The organism is Streptomyces sp. 7N604, assembly GCF_052245475.1.
In the GTDB taxonomy this organism is placed as follows: Bacteria; Actinomycetota; Actinomycetes; order Streptomycetales; family Streptomycetaceae; genus Streptomyces.
The window spans coordinates 83,339-102,378 of record NZ_JBQQBX010000024.1 but is presented as its reverse complement, the minus strand read 5'-3'; the positions used below and the strand labels follow the sequence as shown (position 1 = coordinate 102,378).

The following is a 19,040-nucleotide window of genomic DNA, read 5'->3' as shown; positions in this document are numbered from 1 at the left end:
AGTTGCATGGGTGGGCCCTACTATCGCGGGGCCTGCTCATACGACAGCGAACTTCGAGGTGCGCACCTTGGCTTTCCAGATGCCGGACCGCGGCGGAGGCCCGACAGGCCCGCGGATCAGAGTCGGCCGACCGTCCCGGCGCGTCCGGACCCTGCTCATGACCTTGGGCGTGCTCGCCGTGCTGGCGATGCTCTTCGTCATGTTCGCCGGGTTCTGGACGGACTGGCTCTGGTATCGCTCGGTCGGCTTCTCGTCGGTCTTCACCACCACCCTGTGGACCAAGATCGGCCTTTTCTTCGTCTTCGGCCTCCTCATGGCCGCGGCCGTCGGCATCAACATCTGGTTGGCGCACAAGCTCCGCCCGCCGCTGAGCGCGATGTCCGTCGAGCAGCAGAGCCTGGACCGCTACCGGATGGGCATCGCGCCCTACAAGAAGTGGGTGCTGCTCGGGGTCACCGCCCTCGTAGGGCTGATCGCGGGCGCCTCCGCCTCCGGCCAGTGGCGCACGTGGCTGCTGTGGGTCAACGGCGTGTCGTTCGGCAGGGAGGACGCGGAGTTCGGCAAGGACGTGTCCTTCTACGCCTTCGACCTGCCCTGGTACCGCTTCCTGCTGGGCTTCGGCTTCGCGGCCGCGGTGCTGAGCCTGATCGCCGCCGCGCTGGTGCACTACCTGTACGGGGGGCTGCGGATCACCAGCCCCGGCGCGCGGGCCACGGCCGCGGCCACCGGCCATCTGTCGGTGCTGCTCGGCATCTTCGTCTCGCTCAAGGCGGTCGCCTACTGGCTCGACCGCTACGGCCTCGCGGTGAAGTCCAGTGACTTCAAGGCGACGGGCAACTGGACAGGTCTGCGTTACGTCGACGCCAACGCGTATCTCCCGGCCAAGACGATCCTCTTCTGTATTGCGGCGATCTGCGCGGTGCTGTTCTTCGCGACACTCTGGCGCCGCACCTGGCAACTGCCGGTGATCGGCTTCGGTTTGATGGTGCTCTCGGCGATCCTGATCGGCGGGCTCTACCCGGCGATCGTGCAGAAGTTCCAGGTCCAGCCGAACGAGCAGGCCAAGGAGTCCGCGTACATCGAGAAGAACATCGATGCCACGCGCGAGGCGTACGGCATCAATGACGCGAGCGTGACGAACTACTCGGGCCGGGCAGGCACGGACGATCAGGCGAAGCTCCGCAAGGACGCGGACACGACGGCCAGTTACCGCCTGATCGACCCGAACGTCGTCCCGCCGACCTTCCAGCAGCTCCAGCAGGAGCGCAAGTACTACCAGTTTCCGCTGACGCTGGACGTCGACCGTTACAAGGCCCCCGACGGCAAGGCGCAGGACACGGTCGTCGGCCTGCGCGAACTGAACATCGCGGGCATCCCCAAGCACAACTGGATCAACGACCACTTCACGTATACGCACGGCTACGGCATGGTCGCCGCCAGGGGCACGACCACGGACCCGGACGCGGACCCCGCGGGCTCCCCGGACTTCACCGAGTCCGGCCTCCCCACCAGGGGGCAGCTGCGCACGTACGAGCAGCGGATCTACTACGGCGAGAAGACCGAGCAGTACTCGATCGTCGGCGGGCCCCAGAAGGAGCTCGACTACGAGCAGAACGGCGAGCGGACCACCAGCTACCGCGGCAAGAGCGGGGTCGACCTCTCCAGTCCCGTCAACCGCGCCGCCTACGCCGTGGCTTTCAGCGACCCGCAGATCTTCTACTCGGGGGCCATCGGAGAGGGTTCGCGGATCCTCTACAACCGGACGCCCAAGGAGCGGGTCGAGTCCGTCGCGCCCTGGCTGACCATCGACGGTGACGCGTATCCGGCGGTCGTGGACGGCCGCATCAAGTGGATCGTCGACGCTTACACCACCACCAACGGCTACCCGTACTCCTCCCGTACGACGCTGGGGGACACGACGGCCGACTCGCTGACCACCGGCCAGCGGACCGTGGTCGCCCAGCAGAACCAGGTCAACTACATTCGCAACTCGGTCAAGGCCACGGTGGATGCCTACGACGGCTCCGTGAAGCTGTACGAGTGGGACACCGGTGACCCGGTTCTCAAGACCTGGATGAGGGCGTTCCCGGGCACGGTGGAGCCCAAGAGCTCGATCGATCAGGACCTGATGCAGCACCTGCGTTACCCGCAGGACCTGTTCAAGGTGCAGCGTGAACTGCTCACCCGCTACCACGTCACCGACGCCGCTCAGTTCTACAGCGGCAGTGACGCGTGGCAGGTGCCGGACGACCCGACCAACAAGGACTCCGGCGCCGTCCCGCCGTACTACCTCAGCATGACCATGCCGGGGCAGACGGCACAGACCTTCTCGCTGACGACGACCTTCACCCCCAGCGGGCGCCCCAACCTCGGAGCGTTCATGGCCGTCGACGCCGATGCCACGAGCCCGGACTACGGCACGATGAGGCTGCTCAAGGTGACCTCCAACGTGCCGGGCCCGCAACAGGTGCAGAGCGAACTCAACGGCAACGCCGATGTCGCCGAGTTCGTCAGAAACCTCAGAGGCACCGACTCGGACATCGAGTACGGCAACCTGCTGACGGTGCCGCTCGACGAAGGGTTCCTCTACATCGAGCCGGTGTACGTGCGAGGCGGCAACGCGAACTACCCGCTGCTCAAGAAGGTGGGGGTCTCGTACGGCAAGGAGACCGTCTTCAAGGACACGCTGGGCGAGGCGCTGAACGAGGTCTTCGGGGCGGAGGGGGCCGAGACCGGCCAGCCGCCGGGCGAGGGCACTACGCAGCCGCCGTCGGCGGAGAACCCGACCGTGCAGCAGGCGCTCGACGACGCGCAGAAGGCGTTCGAGGCGGGCCAGAAGGCGCTCCAGGAGCAGGACTGGACCGCGTACGGCAAGGCCCAGGACGACCTGGAGGCGGCGCTCAAGCGGGCCGCCGACGCGCAGGCGCAGGCCGACCAGAAGGGTGACGGGAAGTCAGGCGACGGGCAGGCCGGCGAGAAGGGCGGCGGGCAAGGCAACTGAGCAGGCGCCATCCCGCGTCGTGGTACGGTGAACGAACAACGACGCGGGGTGGAGCAGCTCGGTAGCTCGCTGGGCTCATAACCCAGAGGTCGCAGGTTCAAATCCTGTCCCCGCTACTACAGAAGGACCCGGAGTCAACAGACTCCGGGTCCTTCGCTTGTGTGGGGGACACCGCGGATACGGCGTTTGGCAAGTAGCTCTGTCGGGAAGTCGACAAAACGCCGAAGTGACTTCACTGGCTGCGGTATACCAGGTGTACGCAGGTTGCAGGTGGTGCGACGATGGCCCTTATGGGGGACAAGGCAATTCTGTTGGAAACAGGTCGGTTTGCGGACCCGCCCGGTGACGAGCGGGCCCCCGCCGTGCCCGGATCCGCTGCGAGCTGTGACGACACCACCACCGCCGATCCCGCCGCCGAGGCCGGTACGTTCACCGCGCAGGCGGAGGAGGAGGCCCGCCACCGCCAGGCCGCCGAGGCCGGGGACACCGAGTCGATGAGCGTCCTCGGCGCCCTGCTGCTGCGCCGCGGCGACCTCGACGGCGCCGAGCCCTACCTGCGCGCCGCCACCAGCGCGGGTGAGCGCGCCGCCGCCAACAACCTGGGCGTCCTGCTGCACCAGAGGGGCTACCCGGACGAGGCGGCCGGCTGGTGGCGGATCGCCGCCGTGGCCGGATCCGCCGCTGCCGCGCACGCCCTCGGCCGCCACTACCGGGAGCGGGGCGACGAGCCGGCGGCGGAGTACTGGCTGCGTCAGTCGGCCGAATCGGGCCATGCGCTGGGCGCGTACGCGCTCGCCGACCTGCTGGATCACCGCAGCGACGTCGGCTCGGAGCGCTGGTTCCGCGCCGCCGCCGAGCAGGGGCACCGCGAGGCCGCGTACCGCCTCGCCCGCATCCTGGACCTGCGCGGCCACGACGCCGGAGGGCGCGACGCCGCCGGCCGCGACCTCGGGGGACCGGACCTCGGTGACCGCGACATCGGGAACCGGGACGCCGTACGCCGGGACGGAGGGCTGGAAGCCGTACGCCGGGACGACGGAGGTCTGGACGCCGGACGTCCGGACGCCGTACGCCGGGGCATCGCGGCCGTGGACGGGCCGTCGCCCGACGACCCGGAGCAGCGCGCGGCCACAGCCGAGGCCGAGCAGTGGTACCGGCAGGCCGCCGCGCGCGGTCACCGGCGCGCCGCCCTGCACCTCGGCATGCTCCTTGAAGAGCGGGACGAGGTGCAGGAGGCGGGCCGCTGGTACCTCACGGCCGCCAAGGACGGTGAGCCGCGCGCCGCTTGCGCGCTCGGCTTCCTGCTGCGCGACGCGGGCGACACCGACAGCGCCGCCATCTGGTGGCGCCGGGCCGCCCAGAAGGGCGACGGCAACGCTGCCAACGCCCTCGGCGCGCTGCACGCCGACCGCGGTGAGCCGCAGACCGCCGAGCGCTGGTACCGCGCCGCGCTCGACGCCGGAGACGTCAACGGCGCGTACAACCTCGGCCTGCTGTGCTCCGAGCAGGGGCGTACGCCGCAGGCCGAGCAGTGGTACCGGCGTGCCGCCTACGCCGGGCACCGCGAGGCCGCCAACGCCCTTGCCGTACTGCTGCTGCAGCGCGGTGACGCGGCGGGCGCGGAGCCGTGGTTCTCCAAGGCCGCGGAGGCGGGCAGCGTCGACGCAGCGTTCAACCTCGGCATTCTGCACGCCAGTCGGGACGACGACCGTACGGCGCGGCAGTGGTACGAGCGCGCCGCCTCGGCCGGGCACACGGATGCGGCGCTGCAGGTCGCCATCGCGCTCCTCAGGGACGGCGACGAGCGGGCCGCCGAGCGTCACTTGCGGTGCGCGGCGGGCGGCGGCAGCGCGGAGGCCGCCTTCCGGCTCGGCGCGCTGCTCGAGCGGCGGCAGCGCCCGGAGGAGGGGGACGGCGGGACCACCGAGTGCGAGGAGTGGTACGAGCGGGCGGCCGAGCAGGGCCACCGGCGGGCGCAGGTGCGCTGCGGAATGATCGCGGCGTTCCGCGGCGACGCGGTCGGGGCCGCGGGCTGGTACCGCACGGCCGCGGAGGCGGGCAGCCGCAACGGGGCCTTCAACCTCGGGCTACTCCTCGCGCGGGAGGGCAGCGAGCCGGAGGCCGCGCTGTGGTGGACCCGCGCGGCCTCGGCGGGGCACGGGAGGGCGGCGCTGCGCCTCGCGCTGCTCGCCGCGCGGCGGGGCGAGCTCGCGGACGCCCAGCACTGGTGCTCCCGTGCGGTGGAGCATGGCCCGCCGGAGGTCGCAGAACGCGCGGCCCGCCTGCGCGACGCCCTGCAGCAGGAACTCACGGCATAACGTCTCCGGCGTTATGCCGTGAGGCGCCGTCGCCCTGGCCCATTCGCCGCCGCTCCTCGCGCCCCCGCCGCGGCCAGCCGCCGGCGGCCAGGCCCTTTCAGGCGGGCGGCTGTGCGGAACTGTGGCGCCTTTCGCGGCTCCCGCGGCGCATCGCCGTCGGTTTCCCACCCGCCCGCCCCTTAAAGGGCGGGTGGGCGGGTGCGGTGGGCGCGCACCGCCACGGCCGCAGTCGGTGTGAAGCCGTATTCCGGCGTAGCGGCGCCGCCGAGGGCTTGTCCCGTTCGCAGGCGGAGGGCGCCTCCTGAACGATTTGCGCTGGTCGATCGCGTGCGGCTACAGTTGTCACTACCGACGCGGGGTGGAGCAGCTCGGTAGCTCGCTGGGCTCATAACCCAGAGGTCGCAGGTTCAAATCCTGTCCCCGCTACGAGAGCGAAGGCCCGGATCCTCAAGGATCCGGGCCTTCGGCATGTGTGGTGGGGGCGGCACCAGCGGCGGCACCAACCGGGCCATGGCGCCCCACCGCACGGCGCCCCGCGCCCGAAGGACCGGTCGAGCGCCCGGGAGCGCATCTCCGCCGGGTACGGTTTCTGGTGCGGATCTGCCATCCGCACGCGATCTGACGACCCATCAGGTACGCTGAGGGGTTGCGCTGAAGGTGACGTGCGGGCTGTGCGGGTCGTGCTGCCGCTCAGCCGGAGGCGCAGTTCGGGCAGAGTCCGCGGTAGGTGACCTCGACGTCCGAGACGGTGAAGCCGAAGCGCTCCTCGTCGGGCAGGTCTGAGAGCGGGTTGCCGCCGGGGTGGACGTCGCGGACCGTGCCGCACTTCGCGCACACCAGGTGGTGGTGCGGCTGGTGCGCGTTCGGGTCGTACCGCATTGCGCGGCGGTCCGTGCTGACCTCGATCACTTCGCCGAGTGAGACCAGCTCACCCAGCGTGTTGTACACAGTCGCGCGCGAGATCTCGGGCAGGCGCTCGGCGGCGCGCGCATGGACCTCGTCGGCGGTCAGGTGGACGTGGTTCCCATCGAGAACCTCGGCCACGACCCGCCGCTGCGCGGTGAGCCGCCAGCCGCGTTCACGAAGGCGTTCCAGCAGGTCACTCATGACATTCAGCCTAACAGTGGGGAACCCATGCCACGAACGGGTACGGTCTTCGTCCGTTTCTTGACTTGGACTAAGTCCAATGTAGGATCGGTTTCGGTATTAGCCAAGGGGCAGACGATACGCAGGAGGCGCACGTGACGGTGCAGGCTGAGACGACAGGCCCGCTGACGACGGAGTCCGGTGCTCCGGTCGCGGACAACCAGAACAGCGAGACCGCAGGCGTCGGCGGCCCGGTCCTGGTCCAGGACCAGCACCTGCTGGAGAAGCTCGCGCACTTCAACCGCGAGCGCATTCCGGAGCGGATCGTGCACGCGCGCGGTGCCGGTGCGTACGGCACGTTCACGGTCACCGCCGATGTGACCAAGTACACCCGCGCGAAGTTCCTCTCCGGGGTCGGCAAGCAGACCGAGGTCTTCCTGCGCTTCTCCACGGTCGCGGGCAACCTGGGCTCGGCGGACGCGGTGCGCGACCCGCGCGGCTTCGCGCTGAAGTTCTACACCGAGGACGGCAACTACGACCTCGTTGGCAACAACACCCCGGTGTTCTTCATCAAGGACGCCATCAAGTTCCCGGACTTCATCCACACCCAGAAGCGCGACCCGTACACCGGCTCCCAGGAAGCGGACAACGTCTGGGACTTCTGGGGCCTCTCGCCCGAGTCGACCCACCAGGTGACCTGGTTGTTCGGTGACCGCGGCATCCCGGCCTCGTACCGCCACCTGAACGGCTACGGCTCGCACACCTTCCAGTGGAACAACGAGGCGGGCGAGGTCTTCTGGGTCAAGTACCACTTCAAGACCGACCAGGGCATCAAGAACCTGACCTCCGAGGAGGCGGCGAAGCTCGCGGGCGAGGACCCGGACAGCCACCAGCGCGACCTGCGCGAGGCCATCGAGCGGGGCGAGTTCCCGAGCTGGACCGTGCAGGTGCAGATCATGCCCGCGGCCGAGGCGGCCGACTACCGCTTCAACCCGTTCGACCTGACCAAGGTCTGGCCGCACGAGGACTACCCGCCGATCGAGATCGGCAAGCTGGAGCTCAACCGCAACCCGCAGAACATCTTCGCCGAGGTCGAGCAGTCGATCTTCTCGCCGGTCCACTTCGTGCCGGGCATCGGCCCGTCCCCGGACAAGATGCTGCAGGGCCGCCTGTTCGCGTACGGCGACGCGCACCGCTACCGCGTCGGGATCAACGCCGACCACCTCCCGGTCAACCGGCCCCACGCCACCGAGGCTCGTACGTACGGCCGTGACGGCCTCCTGTACGACGGCCGCCACGCGGGCGCCAAGAACTACGAGCCGAACAGCTTCGGCGGCCCGGCCCAGACCGGCAGGCCGCTGTGGCAGCCGATCGACGTCTCCGGCCGGACCGGTGACCACGAGGCGCCCTCGCACGCCGAGGACGACGACTTCGTCCAGGCGGGGAACCTCTACCGCCTGATGTCCGAGGACGAGAAGCAGCGTCTGATCGACAACCTCGCAGGCTTCATCGCCAAGGTCTCGCGCGACGACATCGCCGAGCGGGCCATCGCCAACTTCCGCAAGGCGGACGAGGACTACGGCAAGCGGCTCGAGGCCGCGGTCCAGGCCCTGCGCGGCTGACGGACGCTTGTCGTAGCGAGTGACGAGGGGCCGGATCCCGGTCGGGGGTCCGGCCCCTCGTGCTGCGCTCAGCCCGCCAGTACGGACGGCTGCGGCCGGGCCGGGACCCAGCAGCGGATGATGTCGCGGACCGAGACGACCCCGACCGGTTCGCGGTCGTCGAGGACGATCAGATGGCGGAATGCGCCGCGCGTCATGGCTGCCGCCGCCTCCTCCAGGGTCCACTCCGGGGCGGCGAAGACGACGTCGGTCGTGGTGTGGGCATGGGCGGTCTCCCGGTCGGGGTCCTGGCCCGCGCCCACGGAGTTGAGGATGTCGCGCTCGGTGAGGATGCCGAGGCCGCTGGTGTCGGTGTCGAGGACGACCGCCGCGCCGACCCGCCGCGCGGACATCAGCCGGGCCGCCTGGCGGAGCGTGTGCGTCGGCCCGATGGTGAGGACCACCGTGCTCATGGCGTCACGGACGAGCATGGAATGGAGCCACCTCTCTCGTGATCCAGGTGAGCCGTGAATCCGCGTGCCGCACCATGCGTGCCGCAGCCACGTGGCACATCTCCACGTGAAGAGATTCACAAGTTCACAAGCTGGGGGACTCTCATGTTCACATGCGCACGGGAGGCCAACAAGAGGGCGTGCGGAGGCTCGTAAGGCTCAGTACCGCTGGTTGAGATACCCCAGCAGCTCGTTGTGCAGCAGGCCGTTGGACGCCGCAGCGTTCGCGCCGCCAGGACCGCGTACGCCGTCCAGGTCGGTGAACTCGCCGCCCGCCTCCTGCACGATGACGGCGTTCGCCGCCATGTCCCACAGGGACAACTCCGGTTCCGCGCAGATGTCCACCGAACCCTCGGCGACCATCATGTAGGGCCAGAAGTCGCCGTAGCCGCGGGTCCGCCAGCAGGCGCGGGTCAGATCCAGGAACCCGTCCAGCCGGCCCTGCTCCTCCCAGCCGGTCAGCGACGAGTACGCGAACGACGCGTCCTCGATCTTGCTGACCTTGGAGACCCGCAGCCGGGTCGCGGAGGAGAGGCTGCGGCCGGTGTACGCGCCCGCCCCCTGCGCGGCCCACCATCGCCGCCCCAGGGCCGGCGCCGACACCACGCCGACGACCGGCTGGTACCCGCCACCACCCGGCACCATCAGCGAGATCAGCGTGGCCCACACGGGGACCCCGCGGACGTAGTTCTTGGTGCCGTCGATCGGATCGATGATCCAGCGGCGGGGGCCCGCGCCCTCGCTGCCGTACTCCTCGCCCAGTACCGCGTCGCGCGGCCGCGCGCGAGAGAGCGAGGAGCGGATCAACTCCTCAGCGGCCTTGTCGGCCTCACTCACCGGCGTCAGGTCCGGTTTGGTCTCGACCTTGAGGTCGAGCGCCTTGAACCGGTCCATGGTCGCGGCGTCCGCGGCGTCGGCCAGCACATGGGCCAGACGCAGATCATCGTGATAGTCGGGCATGAGCGAACAGTATCCAGCTAGGTTCGGACCTAACACATGGGATGTCCGTACGGGTGTGGTCGTGCTCCGTCAGAGCTATTGACACCCCCATGTGGCGCGTCAATCCTTTTTGCGCAGTGCAGGCCATGTGAGCCGCATGGCCGGGGAGGCGATGGTGCCTACTGCGCGTGAATCCCTGCTGGACGCCGCGTTCGCGGCACTCGCGGGCCGACCGTGGTCCGGAGTGCGGATGGTCGACGTCGCGGCGGCCGCCGGGGTGTCCAGACAGACGCTCTACAACGAGTTCGGCAGCAAGGACGGGCTGGCCAGAGCCCTGGTCCGGCGCGAGGCCGACGCGTATCTCGCGGGCGTCGACGGCGCCTTGTCCACCGGCGCGGGCGCGGCGAGCCACGGCGCGGACGCGGGCGGCGGTGCGGACCCCAGCGGGCGGCTGGCCGCCGTGGCGGACTGGACCGTGCGCAGCGCCCGGCGGAGTCCGCTGCTGAGAGCCGTGCTGACCGGTTTCTGGAGTGAGCGGCTGCCCGTGCCCGTACGGGTTGCGGGGCCGTCGCCTTCGTACGTGCCGGCGCAGCGGCGGGCCGACGCCGCGCTGCCCTCGCCCGGCGAACTGCTCCGCCAGGTCCGTGACCGCGCCCTGGCGGTGCTGGAGCGGGAGCGTCCGCAGGAGGAGGCTGAACGGCTGGCCCGCGCGTGCGAGGTCGCCGTGCGGCTGGCGCTGTCGTACGTCGTCGTGCCCGCGGGGGCGGATGATCCCGCCGTGCTCGTACGGGGTGTTGTCCCCGGTGCTCCCGGTGCTCCCGGTGCCCCGTGTACCCCCGGCGGCGCGTCAGTGGCCGCGGAGATCCGGCAGGCCGTGCTGGCGGGAGGTCAGTGAATGCCGCCTGACAGCTGCAGGCCGATGACGCCCATGATCACCAGCGTGATCGAGATGATCTTCAGCGTGGAGACGACGTCGCCGAGGAAGATCATGCCGTAGAGGGCCGTTCCGGCGGCGCCGATGCCCGTCCACACCGCGTACGCAGGACCCACGTCCAGCCTCTTCAGGGCGAGGGTCAGCAGTCCGAAGCTGCCGAGCGCGAAGGCGCAGAACGCGACCGTGGGCCACAGGCGCGTGAAGCCGTGCGAGAGCTTGAGCCCGACCGCGAAACCGACCTCCAGCAGCCCGGCGACGATCACCAGCAGCCACGCCATCCGATGTGCCTCCCCGTCTGCAGTGACTGCCTGGGTGCCCTTGTCTGCCTTGGCGCGATTATGCCCTTACCATCCGGAACGGCGGGCAAACGTCAGGAGATCAGTCTCCCTCGCGCCGCTCACGCGTCGCGAGAAGCCGCCGCAGCGAGTAGAGCCGGGCCGGCTCCGCGTGCCCGTCGGCGACCCACTGGTCCAGCGCGCAGTCCTTCTCGTCGTGGCTGCACGCGCGCGGGCAGCCCTCGGTGCCCGGCTCGAGGTCCGGGAAGGCGTGGATGACCCGCGAGGGGTCGATGTGGTTCAGCCCGAACGACCGCACGCCCGGGGTGTCGATGACCCAGCCGTCCCCGTCGGGCAGCGGGAGCGCGAGGGCCGAGGTCGTGGTGTGGCGGCCGCGCCCGGTGACCGGATTGACCACGGCTGTGACCCGCTGGCGGTCCGGGACCAGGGCGTTGACCAGTGTCGTCTTGCCGACGCCCGAGTGCCCGACGAAGGCGGTGACCCGGTCGGTCAGCCGGTCCCGTACCAGCTCCGCGGCGGCGCCGTCCGCCAGCTCCTCCCGGCTGGTCACCACAAACGGCACGCCCAGCGGCTCGTAGGTCTCCAACAGCGGCCGGGCCGGGGCGAGGTCCGACTTGGTGAGCACGAGCAGCGGCTCGAGGCCCGCGTCATAGGCGGCGACCAGACAGCGGTCGATCATGCGGGGCCGGGGCGGCGGGTCGGCGAGGGCGGTGACGATGGCGAGCTGGTCGGCATTGGCGACGACCACCCGTTCGTACGGGTCGTCGTCGTCCGCCGTCCGCCGCAGCACCGACGACCGCTCCTCGACCCGGACGACCCGGGCGAGGGTGTCCTTGCCGCCGGAGAGATCACCGACAATGCCGACCCGGTCACCGACCACCACCGCCTTGCGGCCCAGCTCGCGGGCTTTCATCGCGGTGATCGTGCGGCCTTCGACGAGGCAGGTCAGCCGGCCGCGGTCGACGGTCAGGACGAAGCCCTCGGCCGCGTCCTCGTGCTTGGGCCGGATGCTCGTACGCGGCCTGCTGCCCCTGCGTCCTGGCCGGACCCTGACGTCGTCCTCGTCGGTGTGCTTGCCATAGCGGCGCATTGCGGGGCCGCTCTCAGGCTCTCCGCACGGGAATCTGCCCGGACGGCTCACCGAGCATCGCGGCCCACAGGTCGGGGAAGTCCGGCAGGGTCTTCGCGGTCGTGGCGACGTTCTCCACCTCGACGCCCTCGACCGCGAGACCGATCACCGCGGCCGCCGTGGCCAGCCGGTGGTCGTCGTACGTGTGGAAGATCCCGCCGTGCAGCGGGCGCGGCCGGATGCGCAGCCCGTCCGCGGTCTCGGTGACGTCCCCGCCCAGCTCGTTGATCTCCTTGGTCAGCGCGGCCAGCCGGTCGGTCTCGTGCAGCCGCAGGTGCGCCACGCCGCGCAGCACGGACTCGGACTCGGCCAGCGCCGCGACCGCCGCGATGCCCGGGGTCAGCTCGCCGGCGTCGCCGAGGTCGACGTCGATGCCGCGGATGCGGCCGCTGCCGGTGAACGTCAGGCCCGCGTCGGTGAGTTCGCACGAACCGCCCATTTCGGTGAAGATCGCGCGCAGCGCGTCACCGGGCTGAGTCGTGCGCTCCGGCCAGTCGGGGATGGTGACCCGGCCGCCGGTGACCAGGGCCGCGGCCAGGAAGGGCTGGGCGTTCGACAGGTCGGGTTCGACAACCAGGTCCCGGCCGAGCAGCGCGCTGGGCTTGACCCGCCAGACGTTCGGCTCGCCGCCGGCCTCGGGGGTGTCCACCTGGGCCCCCGCGACCCGCAGCATGTCCACGGTCATCCGGATGTGGGGGAGGGAGGGCAGGGAGTTGCCGATGTGCCGCACCTCGACGCCCTGGTTGAAGCGCGGGGCCGACAGCAGCAGCGCGCTGACGAACTGCGAGGACGAGGAGGCGTCGATCTCGACGGGGCCGCCGTCCAGCGCCCCGCCGCCGAACACGGTCATCGGCAGAGCGCCGCGGCCGTCGTCGTCGATCCGGGCGCCCAGCGCGCGCAGGGCGTCGATGACGCCGTGCAGCGGGCGCTCGTACGAGCGGGGGTCGCCGTCGAACCGGACCGGCCCGTCGGCCAGGGAGGCGACGGGCGGCAGGAAGCGCATGACGGTGCCGGCGTTGCCGACGCCGACGGTGGCGGGCCCGTGCAGTCCGGCGGGGATGACCCGCCAGGCCTCGCCGCCGTCGGTGCTGCTGCCCGCGCCCGAGGTCGTACTGGACACCGTCTCCTCGATGCCGACGCCCAGCGCGCGCAGCCCCTCCGCCATGAGGAGGGTGTCGCGGGAGCGCAGCGGGCGGCGCAGCCAGCCCGGCTCCGAGGAGAGCGCGGCCAGGACGAGGCCGCGGTTGGTGACCGACTTCGATCCGGGCACGGTGACGGTCGCGTCGATGGGGCCCGACGCGAGCGGGGCGGGCCAGAGGGCGGAGTGCACGGGGTTACCGGTCATGGCCCTCACTTTAGTGGTTCACGCCCGGCACAGATCTTGATCAAAAGCGGAGAAACCCCGCCGAAATACTGCAGTGGTAGAGGAGTCACAGTCCGAGAAGCCAGCGCCCTCCGCCGATGAGAGAGCTCAGCGAGACGGCGTGGAAGAGGAACAGCCACAGGGCCGCCGGGACATTCGTGAGCCGCGAGAGCTGGTCGGCGTCGGAGTCCGGCGCCCCTCCGCGGCGGCGCTTGGCCTGCAGCTCGAAGACCGGCCGCACTCCGCCGAGGAGCAGGAACCACACCGCGCCGTAGGCGAAGGCCGCCTGGATGACGGGCTCCGTCAGCCAGGAGACGAGGAAGAAGGCGGCGCCGGTGACGACGACGGTCAGCACGCCGTACGCGTTCCTGATCATCACCAGCATCGCGATGAGCAGCAGGATCGCGCCCCAGAGGAGCAGGGTGATGTGCCCGGCGACCAGCAGCCAGGCGCCGCCGAGCCCGAGCAGCGGGGGCGCGGTGTAGCCGGCGGCCGCCGTGAGGATCATGCCGATGCCGGTGGGCTTGCCGCGCGAGACGGTCAGTCCCGAGGTGTCCGAGTGCAGCCGTATGCCATCCAGGCGGCGGCCGCTGAGCAGGGCGACGAGGCCGTGGCCGCCCTCGTGCGCGATCGTCACGGCGTTGCGGCTCAGCCGCCAGGCGGTCTGCGGCACGACGGCCGCGAGCGCGAAGACCGCTGTGACGGCCACCAGCCAGACGGAGGGGTCCGGCTGGGTGCCTATGACGCGGTCCCACAGATCGCCGATGCTCGTGCTGTCCATGGACGGGCGGCTCCCTCATGACGTGTACGGGTGCGGACGTGTCGCTCGGTACGGGCGTCGTGGCAGTGTTGCACTCATGTGCGGTCGATACTCAGCCAGTCGGCGGCCCGAGGATCTGGTCGGGCTGTTCGACGTGGCGAAATGGGAGCCCGAGGAGACCCTCGCCCCGGACTGGAACGTCGCCCCGACGAAGGACGTGTACGCGGTCCTGGAGCGCCCGGACCGGGAGTCGGACAGCCCGGATCCGGTGCGGCAGCTGCGCATGCTGCGGTGGGGGCTCGTACCGTCCTGGGCCAAGTCACCCGAGGTCGGGGTGAAGATGATCAATGCCAGGGCCGAGTCGCTGCACGAGAAGTCGTCCTTCCGGAAGGCGTTCGCCGCGCGGCGCTGCCTGCTGCCCGCCGACGGCTACTACGAGTGGGTCACCGGGAAGTCCGAGCGCGACCTCGAGGAGCAGGGGAAGCGGAAGCGGGCGCGGAAGCAGCCGTACTTCGTGACGCCGGCCGACGGTTCGGTGATGGCCATGGCGGGCCTGTACGAGTTCTGGCGGGACCGGACGCTCCCGGGGGAGCACCCCCGGGCCTGGTGGGTGACCTGCACGGTCGTCACGACGGAGGCGGAGACGACGCCGCTGGCCGGGGCGCCGGCGGCGGGCGGGGACGGGCCGCGGGCGCTCGCGGACATCCACCCGCGGATGCCGCTGGTCCTGCCGGAGGACCGGTGGGCGGCATGGCTCGACCCGGCGCGGACGGATCCGGACGATCTGCGCTCGCTGCTGGCGCCGCCGCCGGCCGGGATGATGCGGGCGTATCCCGTCTCGACGGACGTCAGCAACGTCCGTAACAACGGCCCTGAGCTGCTGAAGGAACTCGAGGCCCCGGAGGAGGGCACGCTCTTCTGATGCCCGCGGGTCTGCTTTCGGCGCGCTTCCGACGCCTGCTTCCGAGGCCTGACGGGCGGGACCCTGCCCCCCCACGCGGGCGTGCCCGCGCGGCGGGCCGGGCCTCGGCGCGGCAGGATGGTGGCGTGATCGAGACCCAGGTTGTTTCCACTCCGGCGGGCGAAGCGCGGATCACCTGGTGCCGGGGCGCCAGAACGGCGCGGCTCGTGCTGGCCATGAGCCACGGCGCCGGCGGCGGCATCGAGGCGCGTGACCTCCAGGCGCTGGCCGCCACCCTCCCCGCACACGGCGTGACCGTCGCGCTCGTCGAGCAGCCCTGGCGGGTCGCGGGCAAGAAGGTCGCCCCCGCGCCCAAGGCCCTCGACGCGGCCTGGACCGCGCTCTGGCCCGCCCTGGAGAAACCGGGGCTCCCGGTCGTCGCGGGCGGCCGCAGCGCGGGCGCGCGCGTCGCCTGCCGTACGGCGCGCGACCTCGGCGCACAGGCCGTGCTCGCGCTCTCCTTCCCGCTGCACCCCCCGGGCAGGCCCGAGAAGTCCCGCGCCGACGAGCTGACCGGCACAGGCGTGCCCACCCTCGTCGTCCAGGGCGGGCGCGACCCCTTCGGCCGCCCCGAGGAGTTCCCGTCAGGCACCCGGATCGTCGAGGTGCCGTACGGGGATCACGGTTTCGCCGTCCCCAAGGCCTTGGGCCCCACGCAGGAGGAGGCCCTCGCAGTGATCACCGATGCCGTCGCCGAGTGGCTGGACTCGATCTCCGTCTGACGCCCGCCGAGATCGCTCCGACCGTCGGGAATGCGCCGGGGACCGATGGCGTTGTGGGGGGTGTCCGTACGTAGGCACCGCAAGGCACAGCAGAGGGAGTCTCCCGCATGGGTTCGATCCAATGCCCGCCCCGTCCGCAGACCGCCCAGGTCGTGTGGTCGCAGATGGCGGTGGCGCAGCCTGCCCTCGAAGGAGCGGCGGGCGGAGTGGATCGTCGTCTATCCTCCGATTCGAGCGGATCCGCTTTCGGGTCCGTGGACGCGTTGGAGGAGGTGGGTCCGGTCACTGGTACCGAGGCAGGGACCGACGACGGCCAGCCGCATGAGACGGCCGCCGAGCGCAACGCGCGCTTCGAGCGGGATGCCCTGGGCTTCCTCGACCAGATGTACTCCGCCGCGCTGCGCATGACGCGCAACCCTGCGGACGCCGAGGACCTCGTGCAGGAGACGTACGCCAAGGCGTACGGCTCGTTCCACCAGTTCCGCGAGGGCACCAACCTGAAGGCGTGGCTGTACCGGATCCTGACGAACACCTTCATCAACTCCTACCGCAAGAAGCAGCGCGAGCCGCAGCGCAGCGCCACGGAGGAGATCGAGGACTGGCAGCTCGCGCGCGCCGAGTCGCACATGTCGACCGGGCTGCGCTCCGCCGAGTCGCAGGCGCTCGACCACCTGCCCGACTCGGACGTGAAGGCGGCGCTGCAGGCGATCCCCGAGGAGTTCCGGATAGCGGTCTACCTCGCGGACGTTGAGGGCTTTGCGTACAAGGAGATCGCGGACATCATGGGTACACCCATCGGTACGGTGATGTCGCGGCTGCACCGCGGTCGCCGCCAACTGCGCGGTCTGCTCGAGGACTACGCCCTGGAACGCGGGCTGGTCCCTGCGGGCGCGGGCGCTGCGTCGACCGAGTCGCACGATCGGAAAGGCGCGGGATCATGAGCTGCGGAGATCCGCACGAGACGGACTGCTCGGAGGTCCTCGACCACCTCTACGAGTTTCTCGACCGTGAGATGCCCGCAGGCGAGGCCGACAAGTTCAAGGAGCACTTCGACGAGTGCTCGCCGTGCCTCGAGAAGTACGGCCTCGAGCAGGCCGTGAAGAAGCTCGTGAAGCGCTGCTGCGGCCATGATGACGTGCCCACCGACCTCCGGTCCAAGGTGATGGGCAGGATCGAGCTCATCAGGTCGGGTGAGGCCGTGCCCGAACAGACCGTGATGGAGCAGGCGGTGGCCGACCAGCAGGCCCGGCAGGCGCAGGACGCCGACGCGTCCGCGCGAGCCACGCGCACGGCCGAGTCGGCCTGACCGCGGGCAGCCCTCACCGAGGGCACGCAGGGGCCCTGGCGCGCAATAGTCCTGCCGGGCCCCTCTTCCTGTCATGTCACCCGTAGGTGCGAATCGGGACTCGTCGGACCCCTTAATACGCCGATGGGCCTACCCCGGCGCGGACGCGGCCCTATTCTCCCCTTCCTGACGCGTGCGTCGATAAAGAGATCAGCGCGCAGCGAGCAGGGGGAGGACATGCCATGCGAGGTGTGCCGCCGGGGGCTCGCGCGTACATCCTGTGCGCCGTGCTCGCCACCGTTGCGTGCGCCGGACCCGCTTTGCGACCCGGCGCCGGGACCCCCTGGGGGGCCGTCCTTCTGCTCGCCCTGCTGTACGCCGGGTGCGAGCAGCTGACCCGGATCCCCTTCATGGGGCACCGGGCGCCCACCGGCATGGGCTCCTTCGTCCCCGTCCTGCTCGCCGGGGCCTACCTGCTGCCGCCGGCCGCGGCGGCGCTCGTGGCCGTGCCCGGCGCCCTCGTCGGCCGCGTCGAGCAGCAGCCGGCGTGGCCGCGGCGGGTGTGGCACGCTGCCCGGTTCGCGCTCGCCTCGTACGCCGCGGCGCACGCGTTCAGCGGCGGGAGCTTCACCGAGGGCGGCCGGAACGCCGTCTCCGCCGCCGACTTCCCGTACGCCCTGCTGCCCGCGGCCGCCGGGGCCGTCACCTTCTGCCTGGTCCTCGCCGCCCTCGACGGCGGGATCCTCGTGACCGCCGAGCGCTGCTCGCCCCGTACCGCCTGGCGCGGACTGGCGCTGCGCTCGCTCGCGCCGCACCTCGTGCACGGCCTGGCCGGGCTGATGATGGCGGTGCTGTGGCGCAGTCCGTACGGTCCTGTCGCCGCGCTGCTGGTGCTGCTGCCGATGTACGTCTCCTGCTGGATCTTCGCGCTGTACCACCGCGAGCGTGCAGCGCACCAGGCCACCATCCGCGCCCTCGTCCAGGCCGTCGACATCAAGGACCGCTACACGCGCGGCCACAGCGAGCGCGTAGGGCGCGCCTCGGTCATGATCGCCCGCGAACTCGGCATGGACGACGACCGGATCGAGGTGCTGCGCTTCGCGGGCATCCTGCACGACGTCGGCAAGCTGGGCGTCCCGACGCGGCTGCTGCGCAAGGACGGGCCGCTCACCCCGGAGGAGCGGCGGATCATCGAGCTCCACCCGGAGTACGGGCACGAGATGGTGCGCGGCATCGGCTTCCTGGGGGAGGCGCGGGCGGCGATCCTGCACCACCACGAGCGGCTGGACGGGCGCGGCTATCCGTACGGGCTGTCGGGCGGGCGGATCCCGGAGTGCGCGCGCGTGGTGGCGGTCGCCGACGCCTTCGACGCGATGACGTCGACCCGGTCGTACCGGCGGGCGCGGCCGGTGCCCGTGGCCGTCGAGGAGCTACGGCGGTGCATGGGGGCGCAGTTCGACCCGCGCATGGTGCTGGCGCTGGCCCGCGCGATCGACCGGCACGGCTGGCGCCCGGGCGTCACCGCGGACGCTCCGGAGGCTGTCGACCTCAGCGGAAACGTCCCGCCACCGGAGCGCGGGGCGGCCCCACGCCCGGGGCCGGCCGGGTACGCACCTCCCGCCGTGCGGGAACCAGCCACCGGCCACGCGCGCGTGCCGGACCCGGCGCTCGGCACGCCCCCGGCCGGGCACGCGTCCGGCCACCCGGGCGGGCGCGGGCCGGGATTCCCGTCCCCCGCGCGGCTTTCGGCAGGGCCTGGAGGCATACCCGCTTCTGGCTCGGAGCCGGATGCCCCGGCGGGGCAGCGCGCGGGGCTTCCCGGCGGTTCGGCCGCCGGGCGGTCCGACCGGGGAGGCCCCGCATGACGAGCGGCTCCACCTCCGGGCGCCCACCGCGCAGGCCACCCGGTGCACAGGACGCGCGGGTTGCCCCACTTACGGACGGCACTGACGGCATCCCCGGCGCCCGCGCGCGTGCCGCCGGACCGGCGGCCGGCGGGTCCCCGTCGGCAGCGGACGATGCGGGAGCAGAGGGGCGTGTCCCTGGACCGGCGGGGGTCGGGGTCCCGCTGGGAAAGGGCCATGGGCCGGCCGACGCGGGTGTCAGCGGACCCATGGACGCAATGGCCGCGAT

16 protein-coding genes and 2 tRNA genes are annotated in these 19,040 nt (G+C 71.4%); 11 read left to right on the top strand and 7 right to left on the bottom strand.

The genetic code is table 11. From position 1 onward, the window contains the following. The first annotated feature begins 79 nt into the window (after positions 1 to 79). The 4 genes from ACTWP8_RS25685 (at position 80) to ACTWP8_RS25670 (ending at position 5,745) form a co-directional block, all read left to right on the top strand. A complete protein-coding gene (locus ACTWP8_RS25685) occupies positions 80 to 3,001 on the top strand; it encodes a UPF0182 family membrane protein (RefSeq protein ID WP_443324512.1) in 2,922 nt (973 codons plus the stop codon). Between the two features lie 42 nt (positions 3,002 to 3,043). Continuing rightward, positions 3,044 to 3,117: transfer RNA gene (locus tag ACTWP8_RS25680), tRNA-Met, on the top strand. Between the two features lie 165 nt (positions 3,118 to 3,282). Further along, positions 3,283 to 5,319, top strand: coding sequence for a tetratricopeptide repeat protein (locus ACTWP8_RS25675; RefSeq protein ID WP_443324484.1), 2,037 nt, complete (start codon positions 3,283 to 3,285; stop codon positions 5,317 to 5,319). A 352-nt stretch (positions 5,320 to 5,671) separates the two neighbouring features. After that, positions 5,672 to 5,745, top strand: a tRNA-Met gene (locus ACTWP8_RS25670). 264 nt (positions 5,746 to 6,009) lie between these two features. Here ACTWP8_RS25670 and ACTWP8_RS25665 read toward each other — a convergent pair. After that, the gene (locus ACTWP8_RS25665; RefSeq protein ID WP_443324483.1) at positions 6,010 to 6,426 is read right to left on the bottom strand and encodes a Fur family transcriptional regulator; all 417 of its coding nucleotides are present in this window, start codon (positions 6,424 to 6,426) and stop codon (positions 6,010 to 6,012) included. Between the two features lie 134 nt (positions 6,427 to 6,560). Here ACTWP8_RS25665 and ACTWP8_RS25660 point away from each other — a divergent pair, with 134 nt between their 5' ends. Further along, positions 6,561 to 8,027 (top strand): catalase, encoded by a 1,467-nt coding sequence (locus ACTWP8_RS25660; protein ID WP_443324482.1) that lies wholly within the window; start codon positions 6,561 to 6,563, stop codon positions 8,025 to 8,027. A gap of 68 nt (positions 8,028 to 8,095) precedes the next feature. Here ACTWP8_RS25660 and ACTWP8_RS25655 read toward each other — a convergent pair whose 3' ends face one another. Next, entirely contained in the window at positions 8,096 to 8,497 is a 402-nt protein-coding gene (locus ACTWP8_RS25655; RefSeq protein ID WP_443318385.1) for a CBS domain-containing protein, read from the bottom strand. A 180-nt stretch (positions 8,498 to 8,677) separates the two neighbouring features. Next, the gene (gene hisN, locus ACTWP8_RS25650) at positions 8,678 to 9,478 is read right to left on the bottom strand and encodes a histidinol-phosphatase (protein ID WP_443318384.1); all 801 of its coding nucleotides are present in this window, start codon (positions 9,476 to 9,478) and stop codon (positions 8,678 to 8,680) included. A 154-nt stretch (positions 9,479 to 9,632) separates the two neighbouring features. Between hisN and ACTWP8_RS25645 the strand changes: the two genes are divergently transcribed. After that, complete coding sequence (locus tag ACTWP8_RS25645; protein ID WP_443324481.1) at positions 9,633 to 10,352, top strand: TetR/AcrR family transcriptional regulator; 720 nt, start codon at positions 9,633 to 9,635, stop codon at positions 10,350 to 10,352. Here ACTWP8_RS25645 and ACTWP8_RS25640 read toward each other — a convergent pair. From ACTWP8_RS25640 to ACTWP8_RS25625, 4 genes are all read right to left on the bottom strand, one after another. Then, positions 10,346 to 10,669: a DMT family transporter gene (locus ACTWP8_RS25640; RefSeq protein WP_443324480.1), complete on the bottom strand. Its 324-nt coding sequence runs from the start codon at positions 10,667 to 10,669 to the stop codon at positions 10,346 to 10,348. The genes ACTWP8_RS25645 and ACTWP8_RS25640 overlap by 7 nt on opposite strands. A gap of 100 nt (positions 10,670 to 10,769) precedes the next feature. Continuing rightward, on the bottom strand, positions 10,770 to 11,777 hold the full coding sequence (rsgA, locus tag ACTWP8_RS25635; protein WP_443318381.1) for a ribosome small subunit-dependent GTPase A: 1,008 nt from the start codon (positions 11,775 to 11,777) through the stop codon (positions 10,770 to 10,772). Positions 11,778 to 11,790: 13 nt separating this feature from the next. Next, positions 11,791 to 13,161, bottom strand: a complete 1,371-nt coding sequence (aroA, locus tag ACTWP8_RS25630; RefSeq protein ID WP_443324479.1) for a 3-phosphoshikimate 1-carboxyvinyltransferase — start codon at positions 13,159 to 13,161, stop codon at positions 11,791 to 11,793. Between the two features lie 85 nt (positions 13,162 to 13,246). Continuing rightward, a complete protein-coding gene (locus ACTWP8_RS25625) occupies positions 13,247 to 13,960 on the bottom strand; it encodes a M50 family metallopeptidase (protein WP_443324478.1) in 714 nt (237 codons plus the stop codon). 76 nt (positions 13,961 to 14,036) lie between these two features. Here ACTWP8_RS25625 and ACTWP8_RS25620 point away from each other — a divergent pair, with 76 nt between their 5' ends. The 5 genes from ACTWP8_RS25620 to ACTWP8_RS25600 all read left to right on the top strand — a co-directional run bounded on the left by ACTWP8_RS25620 (position 14,037) and on the right by ACTWP8_RS25600 (position 18,772). Continuing rightward, complete coding sequence (locus tag ACTWP8_RS25620) at positions 14,037 to 14,861, top strand: SOS response-associated peptidase (protein ID WP_443324477.1); 825 nt, start codon at positions 14,037 to 14,039, stop codon at positions 14,859 to 14,861. Positions 14,862 to 14,989: 128 nt separating this feature from the next. After that, positions 14,990 to 15,622 carry an alpha/beta hydrolase family protein gene (locus ACTWP8_RS25615; RefSeq protein ID WP_443324511.1) on the top strand — a complete coding sequence of 211 codons (633 nt, stop codon included), beginning with the start codon at positions 14,990 to 14,992 and terminating at the stop codon, positions 15,620 to 15,622. A gap of 272 nt (positions 15,623 to 15,894) precedes the next feature. Beyond that, positions 15,895 to 16,563 carry a sigma-70 family RNA polymerase sigma factor gene (locus ACTWP8_RS25610; RefSeq protein WP_443318392.1) on the top strand — a complete coding sequence of 223 codons (669 nt, stop codon included), beginning with the start codon at positions 15,895 to 15,897 and terminating at the stop codon, positions 16,561 to 16,563. After that, positions 16,560 to 16,928, top strand: coding sequence for a mycothiol system anti-sigma-R factor (rsrA, locus tag ACTWP8_RS25605; RefSeq protein ID WP_443324476.1), 369 nt, complete (start codon positions 16,560 to 16,562; stop codon positions 16,926 to 16,928). Before ACTWP8_RS25610 ends, rsrA begins: the two co-directional genes overlap by 4 nt. 221 nt (positions 16,929 to 17,149) lie before the next feature. Continuing rightward, on the top strand, positions 17,150 to 18,772 hold the full coding sequence (locus ACTWP8_RS25600) for an HD domain-containing phosphohydrolase (RefSeq protein WP_443324475.1): 1,623 nt from the start codon (positions 17,150 to 17,152) through the stop codon (positions 18,770 to 18,772). Positions 18,773 to 19,040: the final 268 nt, after the last annotated feature.